This window comes from Brachybacterium sp. P6-10-X1 (assembly GCF_001969445.1).
In the GTDB taxonomy this organism is placed as follows: domain Bacteria; phylum Actinomycetota; class Actinomycetes; order Actinomycetales; family Dermabacteraceae; genus Brachybacterium.
This window is the reverse complement of sequence record NZ_CP017297.1, coordinates 2,218,543-2,241,273: the sequence shown is the minus strand read 5'-3', so window position 1 is coordinate 2,241,273 and position 22,731 is coordinate 2,218,543. Positions and strand designations below refer to the sequence as shown.

Genomic DNA, 22,731 nt, shown 5'->3' with positions numbered 1-22,731 from the left:
GGTGTCTTCGATCCGACCCCGCCGGCGCACCCTGCTGCGCGCGCTCCCGCTGGCCCTCGGCGGCGCGGCCCTGGCGCCCGCGCTCGGCGCCTGCACGCACGCCTCCGAGCGTCTGGACGCCGAGACGAACGCGATCCCCGAGGTGGACTTCCGCGGCATCGAGGAGGTCGCCGATCTGGCCGCCCTCGTCCCGGCCGAGATCCGCGAGCGCGGCGAGCTGGTCAACGGTGCGGCGCTGAACTACGCGCCCGGGGAGTTCGTCGGCTCGGACGGCGGGGCGGTCGGCTACGACATCGACATCCTCACCGCCATCGGACGGGTGCTGGGCCTGGGAACCCGCACCGAGTCCGCGGTGTTCGCCCAGATCATCCCGGCGATCGGCTCGACGTACGACGTCGGCATCTCCAGCTTCACCATCAACCCCGAGCGGCTCGAGCAGGTCTCGATGGTCTCCTACTTCGCCGCCGGGATGTCCTACGCCGTCAAGACCGGCAACCCCTACGGCATCGTCCCGCCGGACCTCTGCGGCACCCGCGTCGCCCATCAGGTCGGCACCTACATGGACGACGTGGTCGTCGAGCGCGACGAAGCCTGCCGGTCCGGCGGCGACGCGGGCATCGTCGACCAGCCCTACGTCGGCAACGCCGACGCCGCGACCGCCGTCGCCGGGGGCAAGGCCGACGTCCTGATCGGCGACTCGCCCGTCATCGCCTACGCCGTGAACCGTTCCCGGGGCACCCTCGAGCAGGTCGGCGACATCGAGGACGCGGCGCTGAACGGCATCGTCGTCGCCAAGGACCAGCCGGAACTGGCCGAGGCCATCCGCGCGGCGGTGCAGCACCTCATCGACTCCGGCGCCCTGCGTGAGATCCTCGCGGCCTGGGGCAATGAGAACGGCATGATCGAGACCTCGGAAGTGGACCCGCAGCAGTGAGCACACAGACCTCCGCCCCCGCCGGCCACCGGCCCGGCTCCGACCCGATCCCCGGTCGGATCCGGGCCAAGGCCAGCCCGCGCCCCGGCACCTGGATCAGCGCCGTCGTCGTCGCGCTGCTGGTGCTGGGCCTGATCAACTTCCTGATCACCAACCCGGTCTTCGACTGGGCGACCGTGGCGACCTACATCCTGGACGTCAAGGTGGTCCAGGGTGTCGGCTGGACGCTGCTGATCACCGTGCTGGCGATGGTGCTCGGCACGATCGTGGCGCTGACCGCCGCGATCATGCGCCGCAGCGAGAATCCCGTGCTGCGCGGGGTCTCCTGGGCGTACATCTTCATCTTCCGCGGCACTCCGGTGTACACCCAGCTGGTGTTCTGGGGTCTGTTCACGGTGATCGTCCCCAAGATCGCCCTCGGGATCCCGTTCGGACCCGAGTGGTTCTCCTTCTCCACCCGCGACTACTTCCCGGCCTTCTGGGCGGCCGTGGTGGGGCTGGGGCTGAACGAGGGCGCCTACCTCGCCGAGATCATCCGTTCCGGCCTGAACTCCGTGGACAAGGGCCAGACCGAGGCGTCGAAGGCCCTGGGCATGGGCAACGGCACCATCCTGCAGCGCATCATCATCCCGCAGGCCATGCGCGTGATCGTGCCGCCGCTGGGCAACGAGACCATCGGCATGCTGAAGACGACCTCGCTGGTGCTCGCCGTGCCCTTCACCCTCGATCTGACCTTCGCCACCAACGCGATCGCCAACAAGCTCTACGCTCCGATCCCCCTGCTCATCGTGGCGGCGATCTGGTACCTCGCCATCACCAGCGTGCTGATGATCGGCCAGTACTATCTCGAGCGGTACTTCGGCCGCGGCTTCGATGATCGTCCTGGCGGGGCTCCGCGGCGCCCGGGCAGTGGTTCCCGCCGCTCGCGCAGCGGATCGCGCCGAGCCCGCCAGGCCGCTGTGAACCGCGCCGGCACGACCCCCAAGGACTCGCTCCCGGAGGTGGAGCTCTGATGACCCACGCCGCCACCCCAGCGCCCGACGGCTCCGACGGCTCCGCATGCGACGCCGGGGCCGCCGCGTCCAGCGCCGCCGCCCCCGACGGGATCCCGCTGATCCAGCTCGAGGGGATCCACAAGGCCTTCGGCCCCCTGCATGTGCTCAAGGGCTGCGACCTGGAGGTCGCCCCCGGTCAGGTGACGGTGCTCGTGGGCCCCTCCGGCTCCGGGAAGTCCACGTTGCTGCGCTGCATCAACCAGCTCGAGGAGCCGACGGCCGGGCGGGTGCGCATCGCCGGTGTCACCCAGGGCTACGCCGAGCAGCCGCTGTCCGACGGGCGCTGGCAGAAGCTCACCACCGCCCAGATCGCCCAGCAGCGCTCCCGCATCGGCATGGTGTTCCAGCGCTTCCACCTCTTCCCCCACATGACGGCGCTGGCCAACGTGATGGAGGCACCGATCCAGGTGCTGGGCCGCAGCAAGGCCGCATCGCGCGACGCGGCGCTCGCCCTGCTCGAGCGGGTGGGCCTGGCCGATCGCGCCGATCACTATCCCTCGGAGCTCTCCGGCGGCCAGCAGCAGCGGGTGGCGATCGCGCGTGCGCTGGCGATGGAGCCCGAGCTGATGCTCTTCGACGAGCCCACCAGCGCGCTCGACCCGGAGCTGGTCGCCGAGGTGCTCGCGGTGCTGAAGGAGCTGGCCGAGGGTGGGATGACGATGATCGTCGTGACCCACGAGATGGGCTTCGCCCGTGAGGTCGCCGACCAGGTGGTGTTCATGGACGACGGCATGATCGTCGAGCAGGGCACCGCCGAGCAGGTCATCGAGCACCCTCGGTCGGAGCGGCTGAAGGGCTTCCTCGCCTCGGTGCTGTGAGACCCGTGGCGCGCCACGGGTCGCCGTGCATCACGCGGCCCGCTCGACGGCCGGGCCCGGTGTGGGGACTTCTCCCCATCGCGCCACCGCGCCTGTTTCCCTAGGATCATCCGGGAACAGATCACACGGACCGCGCAACGGTCGCAGCCTGGCACCGACGCCGGGTCGGGGACGAAGGGGAACGATCGGCATGGCAGGCTTCTACGGCGCGGACACCGAGCAGCTGCGCGGCTTCGGTGACCTCCTCGACGCGCGCAGCGGCCGGCTCTCCGACCTCGCCTCCCAGCTCGCCTCCCAGGTCAACTCGGTGGAATGGGTGGGTTCCGACGCCGACGACTTTCGCGCGGACTTCTCGGGCCGGGTGAGCGGACTGTTCGACGCCGCCGACGGTCTGATGCGTCAGCGGCGCAGCGAGGTGGGGGAGCACGCCGAGCAGCAGGACGAGGCCAGCAGCCCGGGCGACGGGGGATTCCTCGATGCGATCGGCGACGCCTTCGGCGACGCCGTCGATGGCGTGGTGGATGCGGCGACATCGATCGGGACCGGCATCTTCGATGCCCTGACCAGCACTGAGATGGGCTCGCTCAGCGGCCTGATAGGAACCGGGCTCGACATCGCCGACCTGACGATGGAAGGTGGGCTCCCGAAGGGGTGGAGCAACTTCGGCAAGGGCCTGGGTGTCTTCGGTGCAGCCACCGGCGCGTACCAGATCTACGAGAACTGGGGCGACACCAGTGCCGAAGGCATCCTGAACCAGGTGGCAGGCGGTCTGAGCGTCGTGTCCGGGGTGGCGGCGTTCGTCCCGGGCGGGCAGGTCGTCTCCCTCGTCGCCGGCGGACTGGCTGCCGGCATCAACACGGGTTTGATGATCGCCGAGAACTGGGACGCCATCTCGTCGACCGTCTCGGACGCCGTCGACCTCGCCGGGGCCGCGGGCGAAGCGGCGGGCGAGTTCGTGGCCGACGCGGGCGAGGCGGCGGGCGATTTCGTCGGTGACGTCGCCGGCGGTGCCGCAGACTTCGTCGGCGGACTCTTCTGACCGACGCCGGCGACCACGTCTGATCTCGAGCAACGAACCCGACGACCAGTAAGGTGACGACATGACCACTCCCGGATCCGGCCGCGCCACGGACGTTCCCGATTACGACACGAATGACCTTGCCCAGGCGACCGGGGTCATCACCCAGGAGCTCAGCGAGCCCGTGGAGCTGATCGTGTCGCTCTCCGACGAGGAGCTGCTCGCGATCGAGGGGATCCAGCATCGCCAGCTGGTTCCGCTCCCGTGGGCCGAGAAGAACCTGCGCAGCGACGAGCAGCGTGCGATCGCCACCGCGACCGCGACCCGTTCGCTCATCGCCCGCGGCCTGGTGACCATGGACGCGGTGAAGGATCCGCGCAAGGCCGACGAGCCGGGCCCCGGGGACCGGATCGCCCCGGCCCTGCGCGGAACGGTGGTGGCCCGTCGGACGTCCGACTGGGTCGTGGTCGCGGAGCGGACGACGTCGCAGGGCCGTGCCAGCGGATTGTTCTACGTCTTCGACATCGAGGGCGGCCGCAGGGTCCTGTTCGAGGTGTTCGATGCGCAGGGAATGCACCTGTTCTTCCTGCTGGAGTTCAAGGACTTCGCGGAGCAGTTCTGGCTGTGGATCGATCCCGCCCGCGAGATCGGGACGGAGGACGGCGAGCCCGAGGAGTTCCCCGCGGCGACGTTCGACTCCAGTCGGAGATCCGAGACGCTCAAGGAGTCCCGTGCCGCCACCGCGGTGGTGATCCGAGGCCGCGAGGCCGAGGGCACCGCCCAGTTCAGGCTCTTCGCCCGCCCCGGGGTCGTCGAGCTGATGGAGACCGACGGCGAGGGCGACGACGCGGTGAACCGGGTGGCTCCGGTGTCGCGGGAGAGCCTCGACGAGCTGGTGACCTCCCTGCTCGAGCCTGCCGATGCGACATCGGCCGGCGCAGGCGAGTGACGCTGCATCGTTTCCTCGAGCGCCATCGGGACGAGCTCGGCGCACCGGTGCAGATCCATCACAACCGATTCGGGCCGGGGACCGTCCTGGTGGGGGTCGGGATCTGGCTGCTCTGCGGGGCGTTCCTCCTGCTGGCCCCGGATCTCCCGGTCGGCGGACTCGTCGCCGTCCTGAGCATCCTCGCCCTGGCCGTCGCAGCCGTGCTCGTCCTCATGCTGGGTGAGGTCGTCGTGGTGTGCGAGCGCGGTCTGGTGCTCGGCCCCACCGGCCTGTTCCGTCGCCCGTTCCTGGTGCGGTACGACCAGATCACCCCGGGATCCCTGGTGCCGGTGCACCGCGCGCGCCGGTACACCAGCACGACCGGCCGGAAGAACCGCACCGCCATCGTCCGCAACTTCGAATGGGTCTCGCGGGGAATCCACTTCGTCGGGCCGGCCGCCGGGGACGCGCTGCGCGGCGGCGGGCGGCCCGGCATCATCGCGACGAATCACCAACGGTCCGTCGACGGGCGGTGGATCTGGTTCCTGGGCACCGGATCGACAGCACCCGAGACCGTCACGGCACAGATCGCCCAGGCGTCAGGCCGGGCCGGTTTCTCCGAGCTGGCGCGGGCGACGGCGACAGCCCCGCCGCGCGCGCTGTCGGGACGGCGGGCCGACGTCGCTCGACTGCTGCCGGGGTATCCGGCACCGCGCTGAATCCCGGCGGGACGTCCGGCACCGCCCGGGATCCCTCCCCGGGAGCGTGCGCGGCACGATCCCCGGCGCGGCGCCGTCGTCGGCCACCACGCGGGGAGCGCGCCTCACCACTCCAGGATCTGCCAGCGCTTCTTCTTCGCCACCGCGTACAGCCCCAGGTCCGGGGCGATCGCGGTGGGCGTCCCGACCAGGTCCAGCCAGGCGGCGTCGGCGTGCGAGTCGCCGTAGCCGTAGGAGGCCGCCAGGTCCGCACCGTGTTCGTCGGCGTACTTGCTCAGCCAGTTCGCGCGGGCCTCGTCGACCAGCGGGGGAGTGGCCAGGTAGCCGGTCATGACCCCGGTCTCGTCCTCGTCCATGTGGGTGGCGACGACGTCGTCGAACAGGTCCGCCAGCGGCTCGATCAGCACGTCGAGCGCGCCGGAGACGAGGACGGTGCGGTGGCCGGCGGCGCGGTGGCGCTCGATCACCTCGAGCGCCTCGGGGCGGATCGAGGCGCGGATCCGGCGCCCGGCCTCGCCGTGCATCAGGGCGCGCAGCTCGTCGCCTCGGTAGCCCTTGTAGCGACGGTTGACCAAGCGGATCAGCTCGGAGCGGTCGCGCTGCTCGGCCCGCAGGTAGCCGGGGACGGCGGCCAGCAGGCCACCGATCTCGGCCGGCCACGCCCGGCGCGGCCGGGTCGCGCGGACCACGGCGAAGTACTGCTGGACGATGTTGGTGGCCAGCACCGTGCCGTCGAGGTCGAAGACCGCCAGGGCGTTCTCGTCCTGCTTCAGGGACGGGGCGGGGCGCGAGGCGCGCTTGCGCTGGGCGGACTTCGCCCGGGAGTAGGCCTTGGTCAGCTCGGTGACGGCCGGAAGGTGCTGCTGCGTGAAGTAGTCGCGCCAGGTGATCCCGGTGACATCGAAGTCGTGGTCCTCCAGGAAGTCGGCCGACAGCTCTCCGCGCAGCGCCCGGGTGTTGGCGTCGTCGAAGACCATCTCGGTCTTCGTGTACTGGCGGTACAGCTCGATGTACATCCGCAGGGTGGTGAGCCCCGAGGTCGCCTTGTGGAGGCTGGAGGTCCACTGTCGGGTCCGCTTCGTGGCGGGCAGGAACGCGACCGCCGCGGAGCCGGCCTTCGCGGCGAGCTCCTTCGCGCGGAATCGCTGCTCGACCATCTCGACGGCGGGGAAGGTCCACTCGGGGACCTCGATCGGACGGCCCTTGTCGTCCTCGAGCGGGTGCTCGACGAAGTACTCCCGCACGGCGGTGAACATCTCGTGGAAGGGCAGCGGGTTCGAGGCGCCGGAGACGACCTGGAAGTACGCATCGTCGCCGCGGCGGGTGACGTCCTGCGTGGCCAGGGCGACGATCACGTTGACCACGTAGTCGACGGGGATGATGTCGAGGATCGAATCGGCCAGGCCCGGGAACTCGGGCAGGGCGCCGCGGCCGTAGGCCATGATCAGCGGGTCGGCGACCTTGTAGCCGTCGATCCAGCCCGGGTACGGGTGCTCGACGGCGGATTCGATGATCGAGGGGCGCACGAAGGAGACGCGATGGCCGGCCTCTGCCCACAACTCCTCGGCGACCTGCTCGGCCATGGCCTTGGTGAAGGTGTAGATGTCGGTCCAGCCGACGGACTGGGCGCGGGTGCGGCCGAAGTCGACCAGGCGCTCGGTCACCCAGTCGCGACGGGCCTCCTCGGACGCGGCGGCGACGGCCTTGGGCCCCATGCGCCCGTCGCGCAGCGTGGCGCCGCGGATCTGCGAGCGCAGGGTCTCCGGCCGACGGGACTCCGCCTCGACGCGATCGCGGGCCTCGAGGGCCGCCCGGTACTCGGCGCGCCAGTCGACGTCCGTCTGCAGCGGCCCCTCCTGGCGCAGGCCCTTGGCGATGCCGCCGACATAGGCGGTGGAGACGTGGATGACGTGCGGGTCCTGCCCGGAGGCCAGCAGCGCCTCGTACAGGTTCTGGGCGCCGCCGACGTTGGTGCGGAAGGCGTCGTCGATCGGCGGGTCGAAGGAGACGGAGGAGGCCGAGTGGATGACGACGTCCAGCGGCGCCTCGATCGCTGGCATATCGGTGAGATCGCCCTCGAGGACCTCGACCCGCTCGTCGAACGCGGCCTTCACGACGGCCTTGCCGTCGCTCCCGTCGGCGCTGAGCGCGTCGGACCAGGAGGAGAAGATCGGCTTGCGCAGCAGCTGTTCGAGGCGCTTGCGCCCGGTGAGCGAACCCTTGGGCCGCACGACGGCGGTGACGTGGGTCCCCTCGGTGGTCTCCAGCAGGGAGCGCAGGACCGCCTGCCCCAGGAATCCGGTGACGCCGGTCAGCAGGATCCGTCGGTCCCCGTCTCGGGGCCCGCCGGGGGCGGCGGACGGGTCGGCGGACGTGGAGCTGTTCGACATGGGATCCCTCTGTGGACGGGTGCGGCAAGCGGTGGAGGCGGGGGCGGGGGCAGCAGACGGGCCGGGCGGCAGGAGCCGGGAAGGTCGGGGCCCCGGTCGCGATCCACGCGCCTCGAGGCCACCTCACCAGGGGTCATTCCTGCGCTGGTCAGGGCGGCGCTAGTGTATCGTAGCCGCCATGCATAGGGCCCTCATCACCGGTGGCACCGCGGGCATCGGGGCCGCTTTCGCACGAGCTTTCGCAGCCCGCGGAGCAGCGCTGGTGCTGGTCGCGCGCGATGCGGACCGCCTGGACGACAGTGCCACCCAGCTGCGCGACGCGTACGGCGTCGAGGTCGAGACCCTGGTGGCGGACCTCTCGGACCGTGCGGCGCAGCAGCGGGTGGCGGACCGCCTCGAGACCGACGCCGACCCGGTCGACGTGCTGGTGAACAACGCGGGCTTCTCGGTGAGGGCGAGCCTGCTCGAGGAGGACCTCACCGCGCACGACCGCGGCTTCGAGGTGATGATCCGCGCCGTGCTGAAGCTCGGTGGAGCGGCCGGACGCGGAATGGGCCGGCGGGGCCGAGGCTGGATCATCAACGTCGGCTCGGTCAGCGCCCTGGTCACCCAGAACAACTACTCGGCCATCAAGGCCTGGGTGGGCAACTACTCCGAGTCCCTCGGGGTGCAGCTCGACGGCAGCGGCGTGCAGGTCACGGCCCTGATGCCGGGATGGGTGCGCACCGAGTTCCACAACCGCGCGGGCATCAAGGGCTCCTCGATCCCCGGTGTGCTGTGGCTGGACGCGGATCGTCTGGTCGCCGACTGCCTGCGCGATGTGGCCCGCGGCAAGCCGGTCTCCATCCCGTCCAAGCGCTGGAAGCTGATCGCCGCAGTGCTGCGCACCACGCCGCGCGGGGTGGTGGCTTCCCTCAGCGCCGTGCTCAGCCACCGCCGCAGCAGGGAGAAGTGATCGGATGAGCCCTCAGGACCCCACGGATCCCGGCGAACAGCATCCCGACGAGCAGTTCTCCGACGAGCGGCAGCACGCCGGCGACGCGAGGAAGCACCCCGCCGGGGGCAACGAACCCGGCCCCGGCAGGCGGCTGATGGATTCGCTCTCGGCCCGGTCCCGCGGCGAGGGCTGGGAGAAGCCCCAGGGGGAACTGGCGAAGTACCGCTCCACCTGGCGCGCTGGTGTGCGCTTCGTCCTCCAGCGCGTGATCTTCCGGGCGGTGGTGAACTCCGCCGTGACCCCGCAGGTGAAGACGCACCGGCGGGTCAAGAGCATTCGCGGGCCGTTCGTGCTGGTCGCCAACCACACCAGCCACGTGGACGGCCCGCTGCTGGCGATGAGCCTGCCCTGGACCCAGGGGCGGTTCCTGTGCACGGGCGTGGCCACGGACTACTGGTTCGACCACTGGCATCGCCGGATCTTCGTGCGCCTGATGATGAACGCCTTCCCGATCGACCGCGGGGGGTCGCGCAAGCACTCGGGCACCTCCCGCAAGCTGCTGCGCTCCGGGGTCCCGATCCTGGTGTTCCCCGAGGGCGGCCGCCAGACGACGGGGAAGATGGCCGACTTCAAGCCCGGCGCCGCCGCGCTCGCCATCGGCGTCGGCGTGCCCGTGGTCCCGGCGGCCATCATCGGCGGGTACGAGGCGATGCCGAAGGGCCGCAGCTGGCCGACCAAGGGCCGCCCCCCGGTCGCCGTGGTGTTCGGCGACCCGATGATCTCCCACGAGCACGAATCCGCGGTGGCGTTCTCCGAGCGCATCCGCGAGCGCGTGAAGAACCTGTACGACGAGCATCACGACGAGGTCCTGGGCGCCGGAGTCCGGGACGAGGAGGGACCCGCATGAGCGATCGGCTCAGCGCCCGCGAGGTCAAGCGGCACAAGTGGTGGGGGTGGGGACTGGACGACGTCACCTTCCGCTATGACAACAAGCCCGCCTTCCCCGCGCTGGCGCGGAACAAGGTCGGCGTCGACCTGGACTCCAAGCAGCCCGTCGAACCGGAGCTGGCGGATTTCGAGGTGCCGGCCGGTCGTCTGCCGGACGCGGTGCGCACACAGCTCGTCGGCGTCGTCGGCGAGGAGAACCTGGCCGATGACGACGAGTACCGCGTCGTGCACTCCTTCGGCCGCTCGCTGCCGGATCTGTTCCGCGTGCGCGCCGGCGACTTCGCCCGTCTCGTCGACGCGGTGGTCTATCCGAACTCCGAGGACGAGGTCGCCCAGGTCCTGCGGATCGTGCTGGATGAGGATCTGGTGCTGATCCCCTACGGCGGCGGCTCGTGCATCTCCGGTTCCGTCACGCCCGACGTCGACGAGCAGCGCCCCGTGCTGACGATGAACCTCGGCCGGATGCGGGAGGTCCTGGAGATCGACGACACCGCGGGCCTGGCCCGGGTGGAGGCCGGCGTGTACGGACCGGACCTCGAGGAGCAGCTGAACGACCTGGGCTGGACCGTCGGCCATTTCCCGGACTCCTTCACCTACTCCACCCTCGGCGGCTGGGCCGCGACCCGCTCCTCGGGCATGCAGTCGGACAAGTACGGCGACATCGAGGACATCGCGCGCGGCCTGCGCATGGTCCACCCCGACGGCACGGCGGTCACCAAGGCGATCCCGGGCCGCGACTCCGGCCCGTCCGTGCACGAGATGATCCTGGGCAGCGAAGGACGGCTCGGCGTGATCACCGAGGTGACCGTGCAGGTCCACCGCATCTCCCCGGTCCGCCAGGTGATCGCCTACATGTACCCCGACTGGGAGCACGGCATCCGCGGCATGCACGCCATCGCCCGCTCCACCGACGTCACCCCGACCTTCACCCGGCTCTCCGACGGTCCGGAGACCGAGTTCAGCCTGTCCATGGTCAAGGAGCCCACCTCGACCAAGGGGAAGGTCGCCGCGAAGGTGCAGGACGGCCTGTTCTCCTACCTGCGTTCGAAGGGGTGGGACACGACCAACGAGATGTCGATCTCCTACGTGTGCTTCGAGGGCTCCAAGGAGTCGGTCGAGCAGCAGAAATCGCTCGTGAAGAAGATCGTGAAGAAGGCCGGCGGCATCACCCTCGGCGCGGGGCCCGGCGCGATCTACGACCAGAAGAAGTTCGACACCCCCTACCTGCGCGACTTCCTGCTGAACTACCAGGTCTTCGGCGACGTCTGCGACACCGGGGCGACCTGGTCGAACATCAACGAGGTCCATTCAGCGGTCTATGACGCGTTCTACGCGGTGCAGGAGGAGCAGGGACTGCCGGGCTTCATGTTCTGCCACATGTCGCACAGCTACCACTCCGGCGCGTGCCTCTACTTCACCTTCGCCTTCCCGTACTCGTCCGACGAGCAGGCGCTGGCGCAGTACTACGCGGCCAAGAACGCGGTGCAGCAGGCCTTCGTGGATCTGGGATCGACGGTCTCCCATCACCATGCGGTGGGCATCGAGCACCAGCCGTGGATCACCGAGGACATCGGTGGGGTCGGTGTGCGCATCGTCAAGGGTCTGCTGGCCGACAACGACCCGGGCCGGAACCTGAACCCGGGCAAGGTCACGACTCCCTGAGCACCCCGGGCACAGCCACCACCTCCCTGAACAGGGCGGACCGAGGCGAGGAGCCGGGAGCGTGCCGTGCGGCGGTGCTCTCCCGGCTCCGATCCAGGACGAGGGAGCGATGAACAACGACATCTGGGTGCTGCGGCACGGCGAGTCCACGGCGAACGTCGACGGGCTGATCGTCTCGGCTCCGGGGACTCGCGCCCTGGTCGAGGTCGGCCTCACGTCGCGCGGCCGTGAACAGGCCCGACAGGCGGGACGCCGAGGGCTCGAGCAGGGACTGGGGGCCGATGCACTCGTCCTCTCCAGCGATTTCGCCCGCGCTCGCCAGACCGCAGAGGAGTTCGCGGGCGTCCTCGGAGCGCAGGACCCGCGCCTGGATCCGCGGCTGCGGGAACGCAGCTTCGGGATCCACGACGACGGTCCCGCGAGCGCCTACGAGCAGGTGTGGGCCGTGGACCGGGAGCGCGGCGCCCACGAGGGCGGGGTCGAGCCGGTCCAGGACGTGGCGAGGCGCATCGGGCAGGTGCTGCGGGAGGTCGACGCGCCGGACGTCGACGTCCCGGTGGTCCTGGTCGCCCACGGGGACGTCCTGCAGATCGCGCTCGCCGTCAGGGCGGGCGTGGATCCCCACGACCACCGCGACGTCCCGCACCTGGGCAACGCCGAACTGCGACGGCTCGGCGACGCGCGGCTCGTGGACACGTCGGTGGGCGAGGGGACCCCGACGGTCGACGTGACCTCGGGACACGACGGAACCCCGGGACACGACGGAACCCCGGGACACGGCGTCGCCGATGACGGCACCCCGTCGGATCGCCGGGCCGACGGCCGGATCCCGACGCGCCGCGATGCCGACGAGGGGGCGCCGGGGGCGGCTCCATGAGCATCGACCGGCCCGGGGGCATGGAGCTCGTCGTGCGCGGCGACAGCGAGGTCGTCGGGGTGCTCGTCGAGACGTTCTTCGTCGGCCGAGGATGGCGCCCTCGCCCGCGCGGTGAAGGTCGGGTCGACTACGAGTGCGGCAGCCGTCGTCGGACCCTGCTGCTGGGCGGACTCGCCGGTCGGAGGTTCTTCCTGACCGCGCAGGTCGCGCTGACCGGGTCCGGGCGCAGGGCCGGGAGCGAGGGCGACGCCGAGGCCGAGGGCAGGACGGTGGCCCGTTACACGTGGGGCGCGGGGGAGGGGCGGTGGCTCGGCGGATCGCTCGGACGCGCCCGGGCGCTGCGGGTGCATGCGGCGACGGCGCGCGCCCTGGAGGCGGAACTGGATCGGACGGGTCGACTGCTGGCGGTGCGAGGTCTCCCGGGCAGCTGAGCGGCACCGCGCGTCCGGGCACCAGACCCTTCCCGTGCGTGCAGGTCTCCCGTGCGAGCATGGTCCGGGCTTCTCTCGCGCTCCGGGACCCGAACGCGCGAGAGGTTCCCTCGCCATTGAGGGAACCTGACGACGACAGTAACCCGCTACCGATGAGTAGTACGTCACAGGCGGGTCACAGTTCGGTCGAGCTCACCCGGGCGAGCTCTGCGTTCCCGGTGCTTCCGCTGGCTTTGGCACCGTCTGCGCAGAGATGGATCGCGGGTGCATGGCGGGGACGGAGCTCGGGCCCGTGGGAGTGCGTGCGGGGAACGGATCTCGGGGCTCGTCGGGCTGAGCTCGCTCGGGCGGGCGGTGCTGCCGTCCCGTCCCTCCCGGCCCTCGGCCCCGTGCCGAGTCAGCGGCACCTCGCGACTGATTCCGGCGCGTCGCGCAGCGGGGGCTTCCATCGTGGGAATGCGCCTCTACGATGGACGGACCGCGCTGCTGGGGTCGCCCGCAGCGCATTCCCCATCCAGCAAAGGACTGCAATGACACTGCGTATCGCCGTGTTCGGCGAGAACAGGCACGAGAAGGTCGACCCGAAGGTGCAGGAGGTCTACCCCGAGGGCATGCACACCGTCATCGCCGACGGCCTGCGCGAGCAGCTGGCCGCCGACGGCGTCGACGCCGAGGTGCGCATCGCCCTGCTCGACGACATCGACCACTCGCTGTCCGAGGAGGCCCTCGCCGAGACCGACGTGCTGACCTGGTGGGGCCACATGGCCCATGCCGACGTCCCCGATGAGATCAGCGATCGCGTGGTCCGCCGCGTCCATGAGGGCATGGGCCTGATCCCGCTGCACTCGGCCCACTACTCCAAGCCGTTCAAGGCGCTGATGGGCACCACCTGCTCCCTGCTCTGGCGCAACGACGGCGAGGAGGAGCGGGTCTGGACCGTCAACGGCTCCCACCCCATCGCCCGCGGCGTCCCGCACCCGATCGTGGTCCCCGAGCAGGAGATGTACGGCGAGATGTTCGACATCCCCGCCCCCGACGAGCTCGTGTTCGTCTCCTCCTTCGCCGGCGGCGAGGTGTTCCGCTCCGGCGCCGCCTTCCGCCGCGGAAAGGGCAAGGTGTTCTACTTCAGCCCCGGCGACCAGGAGTACCCCGTCTACCGCCAGGCGGAGATCCGCCGCGTGCTCGCCAACGCCGTGGTCTGGGCCCGTCCCGAGGACCGGGCCGCGGAGCCCGTCAAGATCGCCAACGCACCGCGCGACTGGTTCCGCGGCGAAGGTCCGGAGGCGGTCACCCGTGTCATCTGACGTCGATATCGCCGCACGCACCGCCGATCTCGCGATCGCCGACGGGACCGACACGGCCGCCGCGCCCACCCTCGCCCCGCATCTGACCGACTTCCCCCGCCTGCCGGCGGACCGCCCTGCCCGGGTGGTCGTGGTCGGCGCCGGCGGGATGGGCGGCTGGTGGGCTCGCGAGGTGGTCGCCAGCGACGTCGCCGAGCTGGTGGGCGTGGCGGACCTCGTCGAGGGCGCCCCGCAGAGGGTCATCGAACAGTCCGGGGTCGCGGATCCCTCGGCCGTCGCGGCTGGTACCGACGGGGTCGACCTGGCCTTCGAGCTCGGCGCCGATCTGCTCATCGACCCGACCGTGCCCGTGGCTCACCACCCGGTCACCCGCAAGGCGCTGCACGCCGGGATCCCGGTGCTCGGGGAGAAGCCGGTCACCGAGACGCTGCCCGAGGCGCTGAGCCTGGTGGCGCACACCGAGCTGACCGGGGTGCCGTTCATGGTCTCCCAGTCCCGGCGCTTCTTCCGCCAGGTGCGCCAGCTGCGCAGTTTCGTCGCGGCCCACGGGCCGACGGTCCTCACCAGTGCCTTCTTCTCCCTGTTCACGGAGATGGAGGGGTACCGGCGCACGCAGCTGCACCCGCTTCTGCGGGACATGGGCATCCACGCCTTCGACACCGCCCGCTACGTGATGGATGCGGATCCGGTGGCGGTCACCGCTCGGGGCGCTCAGCCCGAGTGGAGCGTCTACAGCCACGACGCGACGGTCACGGCGACCTTCGAGATGTCCGACGGCTCGCTGTTCGTCTACAACGGCACCTGGAACGCCCGCGGGCTGCCGACCTACTGGAACAGCGAATGGCGGATCGGGGCCCAGCAGGGCTCGGCCACCTGGGACGGCACGAACGCCCCGGTCCTCGGCACCGAGGACGCGGAGGAGACGGCCCGGCTGCAGGCCGCGGTCGACGCCGAATCGGATCCGGAGCCGGACCAGATCGCCGCGTCCCTCATCGAGTGCGTCAGCGCCCTGCGCGAGGGACGCACCCCGATGTGCGAGGTCCACGAGAACCTGCTCAGCTTCGCCATGGTCGAGGCGGCCGTCGCCTCCGTCGACCGCGGAGAACGGGTGGAGATCGACGACCTGCTCGAGCAGGCTCGCGTCGAGGCCATCGCCGCCGAGACGGACCCGCGGGCCCGCGACCTCATGCAGTCGTGGAGCTCGGTGCGGGAGGCTCTCGCCGCCGCCCAGTGAGGTCCCGGGGCCCGGTCAGCGGCCGACCGCGTACCCCTGGGCACCACGCGGGTTGGCGGCGGCGCCGAGCACGCCGGTGGCCGGATCGCGCAGGACGCAGGACAGGCGCCCCAGCGACCAGTCACCGGCGCGGGTGATGCGGTGCCCGCGGCGCTCGAGCGCCGTGATGACCTCCTCGCCGAGACGGTCCTCCACCACTGCCCCGCCCGGTTCCCAGGTGCGCGGCCAGAACGAGCCGGCGACCGCTGTGCTGTGCAGTGCCGGCGCATCGATCGCGGCCTGTGGGGACCATCCGCCCACCAGCACGCGCAGGATCAGCAGCAGCTGCCACTGGTCCTGCTGATCTCCGCCGGGGGAGCCGAGGGCCATCACCGGCTCGTCGTCCTGCAGCACCAGGGTCGGGGTCAGCGTGGTGCGCGGGCGACGTCCCGGGGTGAGCGCCGAGGGCGAGCCCTCCTCCAGCCAGGTCATCTGCAGTCGCGTGCCCAAGCAGAATCCGAGGCCGGGGATCGTGGGGGAGGACTGCAGCCAGCCGCCCGAGGGCGTCGCGGAGATCATGTTCCCGAATCGGTCGACGACGTCCAGGTGGCAGGTGTCCCCGCGCACGCTGCCGTCGGCATCGGCACCGGGGTCCCCGGCCGCGGTCGCATCGCGCGCGGCCGGGACGGTGGGCTCCCCGCCGCCGGCCGCCGACGGGTCGTGCCCGGACCGCGCCGCCTGCTCCGCGGCGGTGCGCACCGTCGGGTTCCAGCCGGATGCGCCGTCGAGGCGGCCGGGCCGGAACTCGTGGGACGCCCGAGGCCCGATCAGCGTGCGACGCCGGGCGGCGTAGTCCTCGCTCAGCAGCACCGAGAGATCCACCTCCCGGGCATCCCCGTAGTGGGCGTCGCGGTCCGCATAGGCGAGCTTGAGCGCTTCCAGCACGGTGTGGGCACCGAGCTCGGTGGACGGATCGAGATGGTCGTCGGGCAGGCCCTCGAGGATCGCGAGGGTCTGCAGCAGCACCGGTCCCTGCCCCCAGGGTCCCGTCTTGGCGATCGTGTATCCGCGGAAGGAGAGCGTGGCGGCGTCCTCGAAGGACGCCGAGGAGCCGGCGAAGTCGGCAGCGGTGATCACCCCGGCATGGTCGGCGCCGTCGGAGTGCCGGTGCGCGGAGGCGGCGAAGGCGGCGGCCTCGTCGGCGACCCGTCCCGTGCGCCACTCGGTGCGGGCCGCGGCGACCCGTGCCGCCCGTGGGTCGGGGACGTCCTCGCCGACCGCATCGCCCGCCGCGATCAGCTCCCGCAGCACCTGGGCGTACTCGGGCGCGGTGATCCGGTCGCCGGGGCGGGGCACGCGGCCCTGCGGCATCCAGCGCGCCGCGGAGGTGGGCCAGTGCGCGGTGAACAGCTTCGCGACCGCTGCGATCTGATGGCACACCCGCTCCAGGACCGGGTGGCCGTCCTCGGCGTAGTCGATCGCGTACTCGAGCACGTCGGCCACCTCCCAGGTCCCGTGCTCCTGCAGAAGCAGCAACCACGCATCGACCGCGGCGGGCACGGCGGCCGCCAGGGCGCCGGCCCCGGGCACCAGGTCCAGTCCCTCCGCGAGGTAATGCTCGGCCGTGGCACCTGCCGGGGCGGCGCCCTGCCCCATCAGCACCACGGGCCGCCCGGGCTCCTCGGCGGTGGCGAACACGCCGGTCATGTCACCACCGGGGCCGTTCAGATGCGGCTCGACCACGTGCAGCACGAAGGCACCCGCCACCGCGGCGTCGAAGGCGTTCCCACCGCGTTCGAGCACCGACTGCGCCGAGGAGGAGGCGAGCCAGTGGGTGGAGGCGACCATGCCGAAGGTCCCGCGGAGAGTGGGACGCGTGGTGAACTCGCCGGGAGCGGTGAAGGTGGGCATCGGTGTCCTCCTGGGCTGCGGGGTCGAGGACATGCTAGGCCGTCGGTCCCATCGCCCCGTCCGCCCCGGCATCGTCCGCCGCACCCGGCCCGGTCCGTCATGTCGCTCCCCTGCGGCCCTCTGTCCTGTCACCGACGGTTCGTGGACCGCTCCGGAGCGGCTCGGCCGACGGTGCGCACGAGGACCCGCTCGAGATGGGGCAGCTCGTGGTGCAGCGCGGTCTCGACGCAGGTCGCGATCTCGTCCGCGGCGGTGAGCTCGAGGTCCGCGGTAAGCACCAGCCGCAGCTCGGCCTCGAGACGATGGCCGATCCAGCGGGCCCGCACCTCGTCGGCCGTGAGCACGCCGGGGACGGTCGCGGCCACGGTCTCGATCTGTTCCAGGAGCGCCGGATCGATGCCGTCCATCAGCCGTCCGACGACGGTGCGCATCGACGCGATCAGCACGGCGACCACGACCGCGGCGATCAGCAGGCCGATGACCGGGTCCATCCACGGCAGGCCGAGCCAGGCCCCGATCACACCGATCGCCACGGCGAGCGAGGTCAGGGCGTCCGTGCGGGCGTGCTGCCCCTCGGCGATCAGGGCGGCGGAGCCGATGCGTCGGCCCGCACGGATGCGGTAGATCGCCACCAGTTCGTTGCCGGCGGCACCGACCAGGGCGGCGGCCAGCACCCAGCCCAGATGGGTCATGTCCCGGGTGCCGGCCAGCGAGCGCACGGACTCCCAGACGATCAGTCCGGCCGAGAGCGCGATGACGGCTCCGATCAGCAGGCCCGCCAGGTCCTCCGCCCGCCGGAAGCCGTAGCTGTACCGGCGGGTCGGGCTCCGGCGGCCCAGGCGGAAGGCGATGATCAGCGGGAGCGTCGTGGCGAGATGACCGAGATTGTGCAGGGTGTCGGCGAGCAGCGCCACGGAGCCGCTGAGCGCGACGATCACGATCTGCAGCGCCGCGGTGGCCCCCATGCCGGCGAGGCTGATCCAGGCTGCGCGCAGACCGATCGCGCTGGCCTCCTCGGCAGTGCGGATGGCCTCGCCGTGATCGTGGCTGTGGGGGATCAGCGCGTGGCGTAGTCGGCTCCGGAGGCCGTGGTGCGTGTGGTCATGTCCGTGCTCGTCGACGTGGGCACGGACGTCGCCGTGCACGGTCGGGTGGGTGCCTGGGGTGCCGTTCACCGTAGCAATGTATCCGCGCAAGCATGCAGATAGCAAGTTCCCCGTACGATGGGGGCATGCATGAGGAGCCCGTGCGTGCCGTTCCCGACGAGGAGCATGCGCAGATCGCCGCGAGCACCTTCCGCATGCTCTCGGATCCGACGCGGGTGAAGATCCTCTGGGCGCTGTTCCAGGGGGAGTCCAGCGTCAATGCGCTCGCCGAAGCCGTCGGGGCGACGCCCGCAGCGGTCAGCCAGCATCTGGCGAAGCTGCGGTTGTCGGGGCTGGTGGAGAGCCGCAAGGAGGGCACCTTCGCCTACTACCGTGCCAGGGACCAGCACGTGCGCCGCCTGCTGACCGAGACCCTCTCGCATGCCGAGCACGTCACGGGGGCGGCCAGAGAACTGGACCCGCACAGCTACTGAGCGGCAGTGTCGCTCTCCTCGTGCCGACGGCCCTCGTGCCCGACGGTGCCCGTGCCCGACGGCGCCCGGGCTTGCCGTCCGACGCGTCGCTATGGGTCCCCGTATCCGACGCGTCAGGCCGTACTGCGCGCACGACCCGCACGTCCGCGCACGACCTGCACGACGAAGCCCCTCACCGCATCGATTCGATGCTGTGAGGGGCTTCGTCCACAAAAGTGCGCCCGGAGGGATTCGAACCCCCAACCTTCTGATCCGTAGTCAGATGCTCTATCCGTTAAGCTACGGGCGCTTGTCGGCGTTCCGACCTGCTCGAGTCTAATGCTCGGCCCAGGTGGGCGCCAATCCAGGGGTCATGACCCTGCTCACACGGTCCTGGAGGGGCGCGCCGACCCGCGGATCACTGTCCCGGAGGCTGCGGCGGACGGCTCCAGGGATCCTGCGGCGGCTGGGCGCCGCCGTCCTGCTGGCCGGGCTGCGGCGGCTGGTTCCAGCTCTGCCCCTGCTGATCCTGACCGCCCTGCTGTCCCGGCTGCGGAGGCTGGCCCCACGGCTGGCCCTGGTCTCCTTGGGGCGCGGCGGGAGGAGGAGGTGTGCCCTGCCCCCACGGCTGGCCTCCCTGCGGGGGCGCGGGCGGAGCGCTGCCGGAGGACATCGAGGCCGCACCGGCCGCACCGCCGAAGGCCGCCGGGGCGTTCATGGCGGAGCCGCCGGGGCCGCTGGAGCCGCCCTTGTTCCGGCGGGCACGGATCACGAAGAAGATGACCGCCGCGATCGCGAGCAGCAGGAAGAACCCGACGACCACCACGATGATGATCACGACGATCCAGGGGAAGCCACCGGCCTCGGCGGTGATGTCCACGCCCTGGGAGAACTCGACGACGTCGGTGTAGGTGACGGTGCTGCCGTCGATGGTCCCGCCCTGGGACTCCAGGACCTTGCCCGGGAAGGTGAACGTGACCTCGAACTCGAAGGCCGAGACGTCGATGCCGTACATCGAGCCCAGTGTGTCGAGGTCCGACTGGTTGATGCCCTCGGATCCGAGATCCATGACGAAGTGGTACTCGCCGTCCTGCTCGGTCAGGTCGAGGCCCTCCCCGAAGTCCGCGCGGGTGCTGGTGCCGGAGATGCGGCAGCCCCAGATGTCGCCGTCCTCGTAGGCCTCGACCGGGGCGGACAGGAGGTCGTCGTTCATGTCCCCCATCAGGTCATCGCACATCGCGTCCGGGGAGTCGAAGCTCTCCCCCATGGTCTCGAGGACGTTCTTGTCCAGGCCGAAGTCCATCGCGATGGCGATGGTGTCGACGTCCTTGATGTCGAAGTCAGCGCTGAGGCGCCCGCACCCGGCCAGCAGCAGGACGAACGGCAGGACGAGCGCGGCCAGAAGCCGGCGCCGAGCCGAGATGGTGTTCATGGTTCCCCCGTCGGGTCAGGATCTGTGGACCGCGGCGCGCCCGGACCGCGGGCGACGACGGGTCCAGCGTACCTGGGCACGACGAGATCCGCGGTGGGGAGAACTCCCCATCGCGCGGGATCTCGGCCGGTCGAGGGCGTCCCCTCGCGAGCGCCGGATCCTACTTCCAGAACATGAGCATGCCGCCGCCGACGAGCATCACGCCGAATCCTGCGGCGAGGTTCCAGTCCCCGATCGGCAGCGGCAGCGCGCCGGCCGAGAGGTAGAAGGCGACCAGGTAGGCCAGGCCCACGAGGAGGAGCACGACGGCGGTGGGGGCGAGCCAGGCGGGGTTCGGCGCCTCGGCGGCGACCCGCCGCCCCGTCGTCCGCGCGGACTCCGCCGCCGCGGCCTTCTTCGGCGACCCGGCGCGGGTGGCGTCCTTCGCCTTCTCGCTGACCTCGCTGCCCGCGGCGCCGGCAGAGCCCTTGCCGGACGTCGCGGCCTTCGAGCCCTTGCCCTTGCCCGAGCCCTTCGCCGCGACGGTGTCCTTGCCGGCACCCTTCGTCCGCGCGACGGGATCCTTGCCGGAAGCGCGCGTTGTGCTCTCTGTCGTGGAACCGCTCCCGCCGGATCCGCTCTCCGCAGGGTCGCTCGGCGCGGTGCCGTCCGTCCCCGTCTCCTCGGCATCCGTGGCGGTGCTCTGGGCGTCGTCCCCGGCCGCGGCGTCGGCGGAGTCGGGGGAGAGGTCGTCGAGATCGTCCGCCCCGGGCTGGGCGGCCGTCGTCCCGGCCGTGGCCTTCGACGCGGCCTGCGCCGACGACTTCTTCCTGCTCTTGGCCATGAAACGGTGCTCCCTCGAAGCGGCCTGTCGTGCGGCGTGGCGCACGGGCCCGCCGATGCGGACCTTGGCCTAGGGTAATGGTCGTCGGACGAGCACGCGAAGCGAGGTGTGAGCATGGCAGAGGACGCCGGGCGATACCGCGGTCCCCGCCGCCGTGTCGGCGTCGCGCTCGTGATGGTGCTGTGCGGCGTGCTGTTCGCGACCACCGCCCGGATCTCCGGGGGCGGGTCCATCCGCGACGAGAGCGGCGACGTGGTCAGCGTGCTGACCGAGAGGGGCCGCACCATCGAACGGCTCACCGACGAGGTGGCCGACAAGCGTGCCGAGATCGATGAGCTGTCCGCCGCCGGCGGGGACGCCGCTGTCCAGGAGCGCAGCGCCCAAATGGCGGGAGCCGTCGGCCTGAGCGAGGTCAGCGGTCCGGCCCTGGAGATCACCCTGACCGACGCGCCGACGGGTACGCTCGGCGCCATGGACGATGTCGAGCCCGACGACCTCGTCGTCCACCAGCAGGACATGGAGTCCTACATCAATGCCCTCTGGGCGGGCGGTGCCGAGGCGATGATGCTGCAGGACCAGAGAGTCGTGGCCGACAGTGCTTTCCGCTGCGCCGGCAACACCCTCCTGCTCGAGGGGCGCGTGTACTCCCCACCCTTCGTCATCACCGTCATCGGACCCACCGAGCAGATGCTCGCCGCCCTCGACGACGCCTCCGGCGTGCAGATCTACCGCGAATGGGTCGATCTCGTCGGTCTCGGCGAGCAGATCAGGACCCTCGAGGAGACCACCCTTCCCGCCTTCGAGGGCTCCCTGACCCTCGAGACGGCGCAGGCCGGATGATGGCCGCGCGCGCCGCCCACCGCGCCCGCTCCCGCGGCGCCACCGTGCTCGGCCGGGTGATCGGGGTCCTCGGCGAACTGCTCATCACTCTGGGCGCTCTGCTGCTGCTCTTCCTGGTCTGGCAGCTGTGGTGGACCGATGTCGTGGCCGACCGTGAGCAGTCCGGCATCATCGCGGGTCTGGAGGACGAGTGGGGGAACGTGGACGAGGAGCGCATCGCCCCTGCTCAGGACGGGCCGCCGCCCGTGCCCGACACGCTCGGGGACACGAAGGTCTGGGCCACCATGCACGTGCCGGCCTTCGACCGTGAGCGCTTCCCGCTCGCCGAGGGGGTGAGCTTGGAGAAGGTCCTGAACGTCAAGGGTGCCGGGCATTACCCCGAGACGGCTCTGCCCGGTCAGGTCGGGAACTTCTCGGTGGCCGGCCACCGCAACACCTACGGACGGGTCTTCGAGGACATCGCAGCGCTGGAGACCGATGATCCGATCGTCGTCGAGACGGCCGACGCCTTCTACGTCTACGAGGTGACCGAGTCCCTGATCGTGGATCCGAGCGCCGTCGAGGTGATCGCCCCGACGCCCGGACGGATCGGGGTCGAGCCCACCGAGTCGATGATGACCTTGACCGCCTGCCATCCGATGTACTCCGCCCGCGAGCGGTACATCGTCCACGCCGAATTCGCCTACTGGACGGATCGCGACGACGGCATCCCCGAAGCGCTCGCGTCGACGGAGGAGAACTGATGTACGCCTGGCTCTTCCGTCACCTGCCGGGTCCGCTGTGGGCGCGGATCCTGCTCGTCGTGGTCGTGCTGGCCGCGCTGGTGGTGGTGCTGTTCGGCTGGGTGTTCCCCGCCATCGCCCCCTACCTGCCGCTGAACGACGGCCTGGTCGGCGGGGCGGGGGGCGGGACGCCGGCACCCTGACCGTCGTC

At 71.2% G+C, this 22,731-nt stretch carries 22 protein-coding genes and 1 tRNA gene; 17 read left to right on the top strand and 6 right to left on the bottom strand.

From position 1 onward, the window contains the following. Position 1: 1 nt before the first annotated feature. The 6 genes from BH708_RS10250 to BH708_RS10225 all read left to right on the top strand — a co-directional run bounded on the left by BH708_RS10250 (position 2) and on the right by BH708_RS10225 (position 5,472). Complete coding sequence (locus BH708_RS10250; RefSeq protein ID WP_076808476.1) at positions 2-934, top strand: ABC transporter substrate-binding protein; 933 nt, start codon at positions 2-4, stop codon at positions 932-934. After that, a complete protein-coding gene (locus tag BH708_RS10245; RefSeq protein ID WP_216639462.1) occupies positions 931-1,947 on the top strand; it encodes an amino acid ABC transporter permease in 1,017 nt (338 codons plus the stop codon). Before BH708_RS10250 ends, BH708_RS10245 begins: the two co-directional genes overlap by 4 nt. Continuing rightward, positions 1,947-2,807 (top strand): amino acid ABC transporter ATP-binding protein, encoded by an 861-nt coding sequence (locus tag BH708_RS10240; RefSeq protein WP_083713470.1) that lies wholly within the window; start codon positions 1,947-1,949, stop codon positions 2,805-2,807. Before BH708_RS10245 ends, BH708_RS10240 begins: the two co-directional genes overlap by 1 nt. A 190-nt stretch (positions 2,808-2,997) precedes the next feature. Then, positions 2,998-3,846: a hypothetical protein gene (locus BH708_RS10235; protein WP_076808475.1), complete on the top strand. Its 849-nt coding sequence runs from the start codon at positions 2,998-3,000 to the stop codon at positions 3,844-3,846. A 61-nt stretch (positions 3,847-3,907) separates the two neighbouring features. Then, positions 3,908-4,774 carry a hypothetical protein gene (locus BH708_RS10230; protein WP_076808474.1) on the top strand — a complete coding sequence of 289 codons (867 nt, stop codon included), beginning with the start codon at positions 3,908-3,910 and terminating at the stop codon, positions 4,772-4,774. Beyond that, on the top strand, positions 4,771-5,472 hold the full coding sequence (locus tag BH708_RS10225; RefSeq protein WP_076808473.1) for a hypothetical protein: 702 nt from the start codon (positions 4,771-4,773) through the stop codon (positions 5,470-5,472). The genes BH708_RS10230 and BH708_RS10225 overlap by 4 nt, the downstream gene beginning before the upstream one ends. Positions 5,473-5,576: 104 nt before the next feature. Here the strand turns inward: BH708_RS10225 and BH708_RS10220 are convergent, their stop codons facing one another. Further along, positions 5,577-7,862, bottom strand: a complete 2,286-nt coding sequence (locus BH708_RS10220; RefSeq protein ID WP_076808472.1) for an HAD-IB family hydrolase — start codon at positions 7,860-7,862, stop codon at positions 5,577-5,579. A 178-nt stretch (positions 7,863-8,040) separates the two neighbouring features. On the opposite strand from BH708_RS10220, the gene BH708_RS10215 reads away from it, so the two are divergent. The 7 genes from BH708_RS10215 to BH708_RS10185 all read left to right on the top strand — a co-directional run bounded on the left by BH708_RS10215 (position 8,041) and on the right by BH708_RS10185 (position 15,255). After that, positions 8,041-8,817 carry an SDR family oxidoreductase gene (locus tag BH708_RS10215; RefSeq protein WP_076808471.1) on the top strand — a complete coding sequence of 259 codons (777 nt, stop codon included), beginning with the start codon at positions 8,041-8,043 and terminating at the stop codon, positions 8,815-8,817. A gap of 4 nt (positions 8,818-8,821) precedes the next feature. Continuing rightward, positions 8,822-9,706, top strand: a complete 885-nt coding sequence (locus BH708_RS10210) for a 1-acyl-sn-glycerol-3-phosphate acyltransferase (RefSeq protein ID WP_076808470.1) — start codon at positions 8,822-8,824, stop codon at positions 9,704-9,706. Beyond that, the gene (locus BH708_RS10205) at positions 9,703-11,409 is read left to right on the top strand and encodes an FAD-binding oxidoreductase (RefSeq protein WP_076808469.1); all 1,707 of its coding nucleotides are present in this window, start codon (positions 9,703-9,705) and stop codon (positions 11,407-11,409) included. Before BH708_RS10210 ends, BH708_RS10205 begins: the two co-directional genes overlap by 4 nt. A gap of 109 nt (positions 11,410-11,518) precedes the next feature. Beyond that, on the top strand, positions 11,519-12,286 hold the full coding sequence (locus BH708_RS10200) for a histidine phosphatase family protein (RefSeq protein WP_083713911.1): 768 nt from the start codon (positions 11,519-11,521) through the stop codon (positions 12,284-12,286). Next, positions 12,283-12,717: a hypothetical protein gene (locus BH708_RS10195; protein WP_076808467.1), complete on the top strand. Its 435-nt coding sequence runs from the start codon at positions 12,283-12,285 to the stop codon at positions 12,715-12,717. Before BH708_RS10200 ends, BH708_RS10195 begins: the two co-directional genes overlap by 4 nt. A 530-nt stretch (positions 12,718-13,247) precedes the next feature. Further along, positions 13,248-14,021 carry a ThuA domain-containing protein gene (locus BH708_RS10190; protein WP_083713469.1) on the top strand — a complete coding sequence of 258 codons (774 nt, stop codon included), beginning with the start codon at positions 13,248-13,250 and terminating at the stop codon, positions 14,019-14,021. Next, positions 14,011-15,255, top strand: coding sequence for a Gfo/Idh/MocA family protein (locus tag BH708_RS10185; protein WP_253705299.1), 1,245 nt, complete (start codon positions 14,011-14,013; stop codon positions 15,253-15,255). Before BH708_RS10190 ends, BH708_RS10185 begins: the two co-directional genes overlap by 11 nt. A 15-nt stretch (positions 15,256-15,270) precedes the next feature. On the opposite strand, the gene BH708_RS10180 is transcribed toward BH708_RS10185, so the two are convergent. Further along, positions 15,271-17,145 carry a gamma-glutamyltransferase family protein gene (locus tag BH708_RS10180; RefSeq protein ID WP_076808466.1) on the bottom strand — a complete coding sequence of 625 codons (1,875 nt, stop codon included), beginning with the start codon at positions 17,143-17,145 and terminating at the stop codon, positions 15,271-15,273. A gap of 128 nt (positions 17,146-17,273) precedes the next feature. After that, positions 17,274-18,320: a cation diffusion facilitator family transporter gene (locus tag BH708_RS10175; RefSeq protein WP_253705298.1), complete on the bottom strand. Its 1,047-nt coding sequence runs from the start codon at positions 18,318-18,320 to the stop codon at positions 17,274-17,276. A gap of 56 nt (positions 18,321-18,376) precedes the next feature. On the opposite strand from BH708_RS10175, the gene BH708_RS10170 reads away from it, so the two are divergent. Further along, a complete protein-coding gene (locus tag BH708_RS10170; protein ID WP_076808465.1) occupies positions 18,377-18,724 on the top strand; it encodes a metalloregulator ArsR/SmtB family transcription factor in 348 nt (115 codons plus the stop codon). 216 nt (positions 18,725-18,940) lie between these two features. On the opposite strand, the gene BH708_RS10165 is transcribed toward BH708_RS10170, so the two are convergent. The 3 genes from BH708_RS10165 to BH708_RS10155 form a co-directional block, all read right to left on the bottom strand. Further along, positions 18,941-19,013 (bottom strand) — tRNA-Arg (locus BH708_RS10165). A gap of 108 nt (positions 19,014-19,121) precedes the next feature. Continuing rightward, positions 19,122-20,135 carry a hypothetical protein gene (locus BH708_RS10160; RefSeq protein ID WP_076808464.1) on the bottom strand — a complete coding sequence of 338 codons (1,014 nt, stop codon included), beginning with the start codon at positions 20,133-20,135 and terminating at the stop codon, positions 19,122-19,124. 160 nt (positions 20,136-20,295) lie between these two features. Continuing rightward, positions 20,296-20,958, bottom strand: a complete 663-nt coding sequence (locus tag BH708_RS10155; protein ID WP_083713467.1) for a cell division protein CrgA — start codon at positions 20,956-20,958, stop codon at positions 20,296-20,298. A gap of 114 nt (positions 20,959-21,072) precedes the next feature. On the opposite strand from BH708_RS10155, the gene BH708_RS10150 reads away from it, so the two are divergent. The 3 genes from BH708_RS10150 to BH708_RS10140 are packed head-to-tail and all read left to right on the top strand — an operon-like array spanning position 21,073 to position 22,723. Then, the gene (locus BH708_RS10150; RefSeq protein ID WP_076808463.1) at positions 21,073-21,798 is read left to right on the top strand and encodes a DUF881 domain-containing protein; all 726 of its coding nucleotides are present in this window, start codon (positions 21,073-21,075) and stop codon (positions 21,796-21,798) included. Then, positions 21,795-22,541 carry a class E sortase gene (locus BH708_RS10145; protein ID WP_253705297.1) on the top strand — a complete coding sequence of 249 codons (747 nt, stop codon included), beginning with the start codon at positions 21,795-21,797 and terminating at the stop codon, positions 22,539-22,541. The genes BH708_RS10150 and BH708_RS10145 overlap by 4 nt, the downstream gene beginning before the upstream one ends. Beyond that, entirely contained in the window at positions 22,541-22,723 is a 183-nt protein-coding gene (locus BH708_RS10140; RefSeq protein ID WP_076808461.1) for a hypothetical protein, read from the top strand. The genes BH708_RS10145 and BH708_RS10140 overlap by 1 nt, the downstream gene beginning before the upstream one ends. The last annotated feature ends 8 nt before the right edge of the window (positions 22,724-22,731 follow it).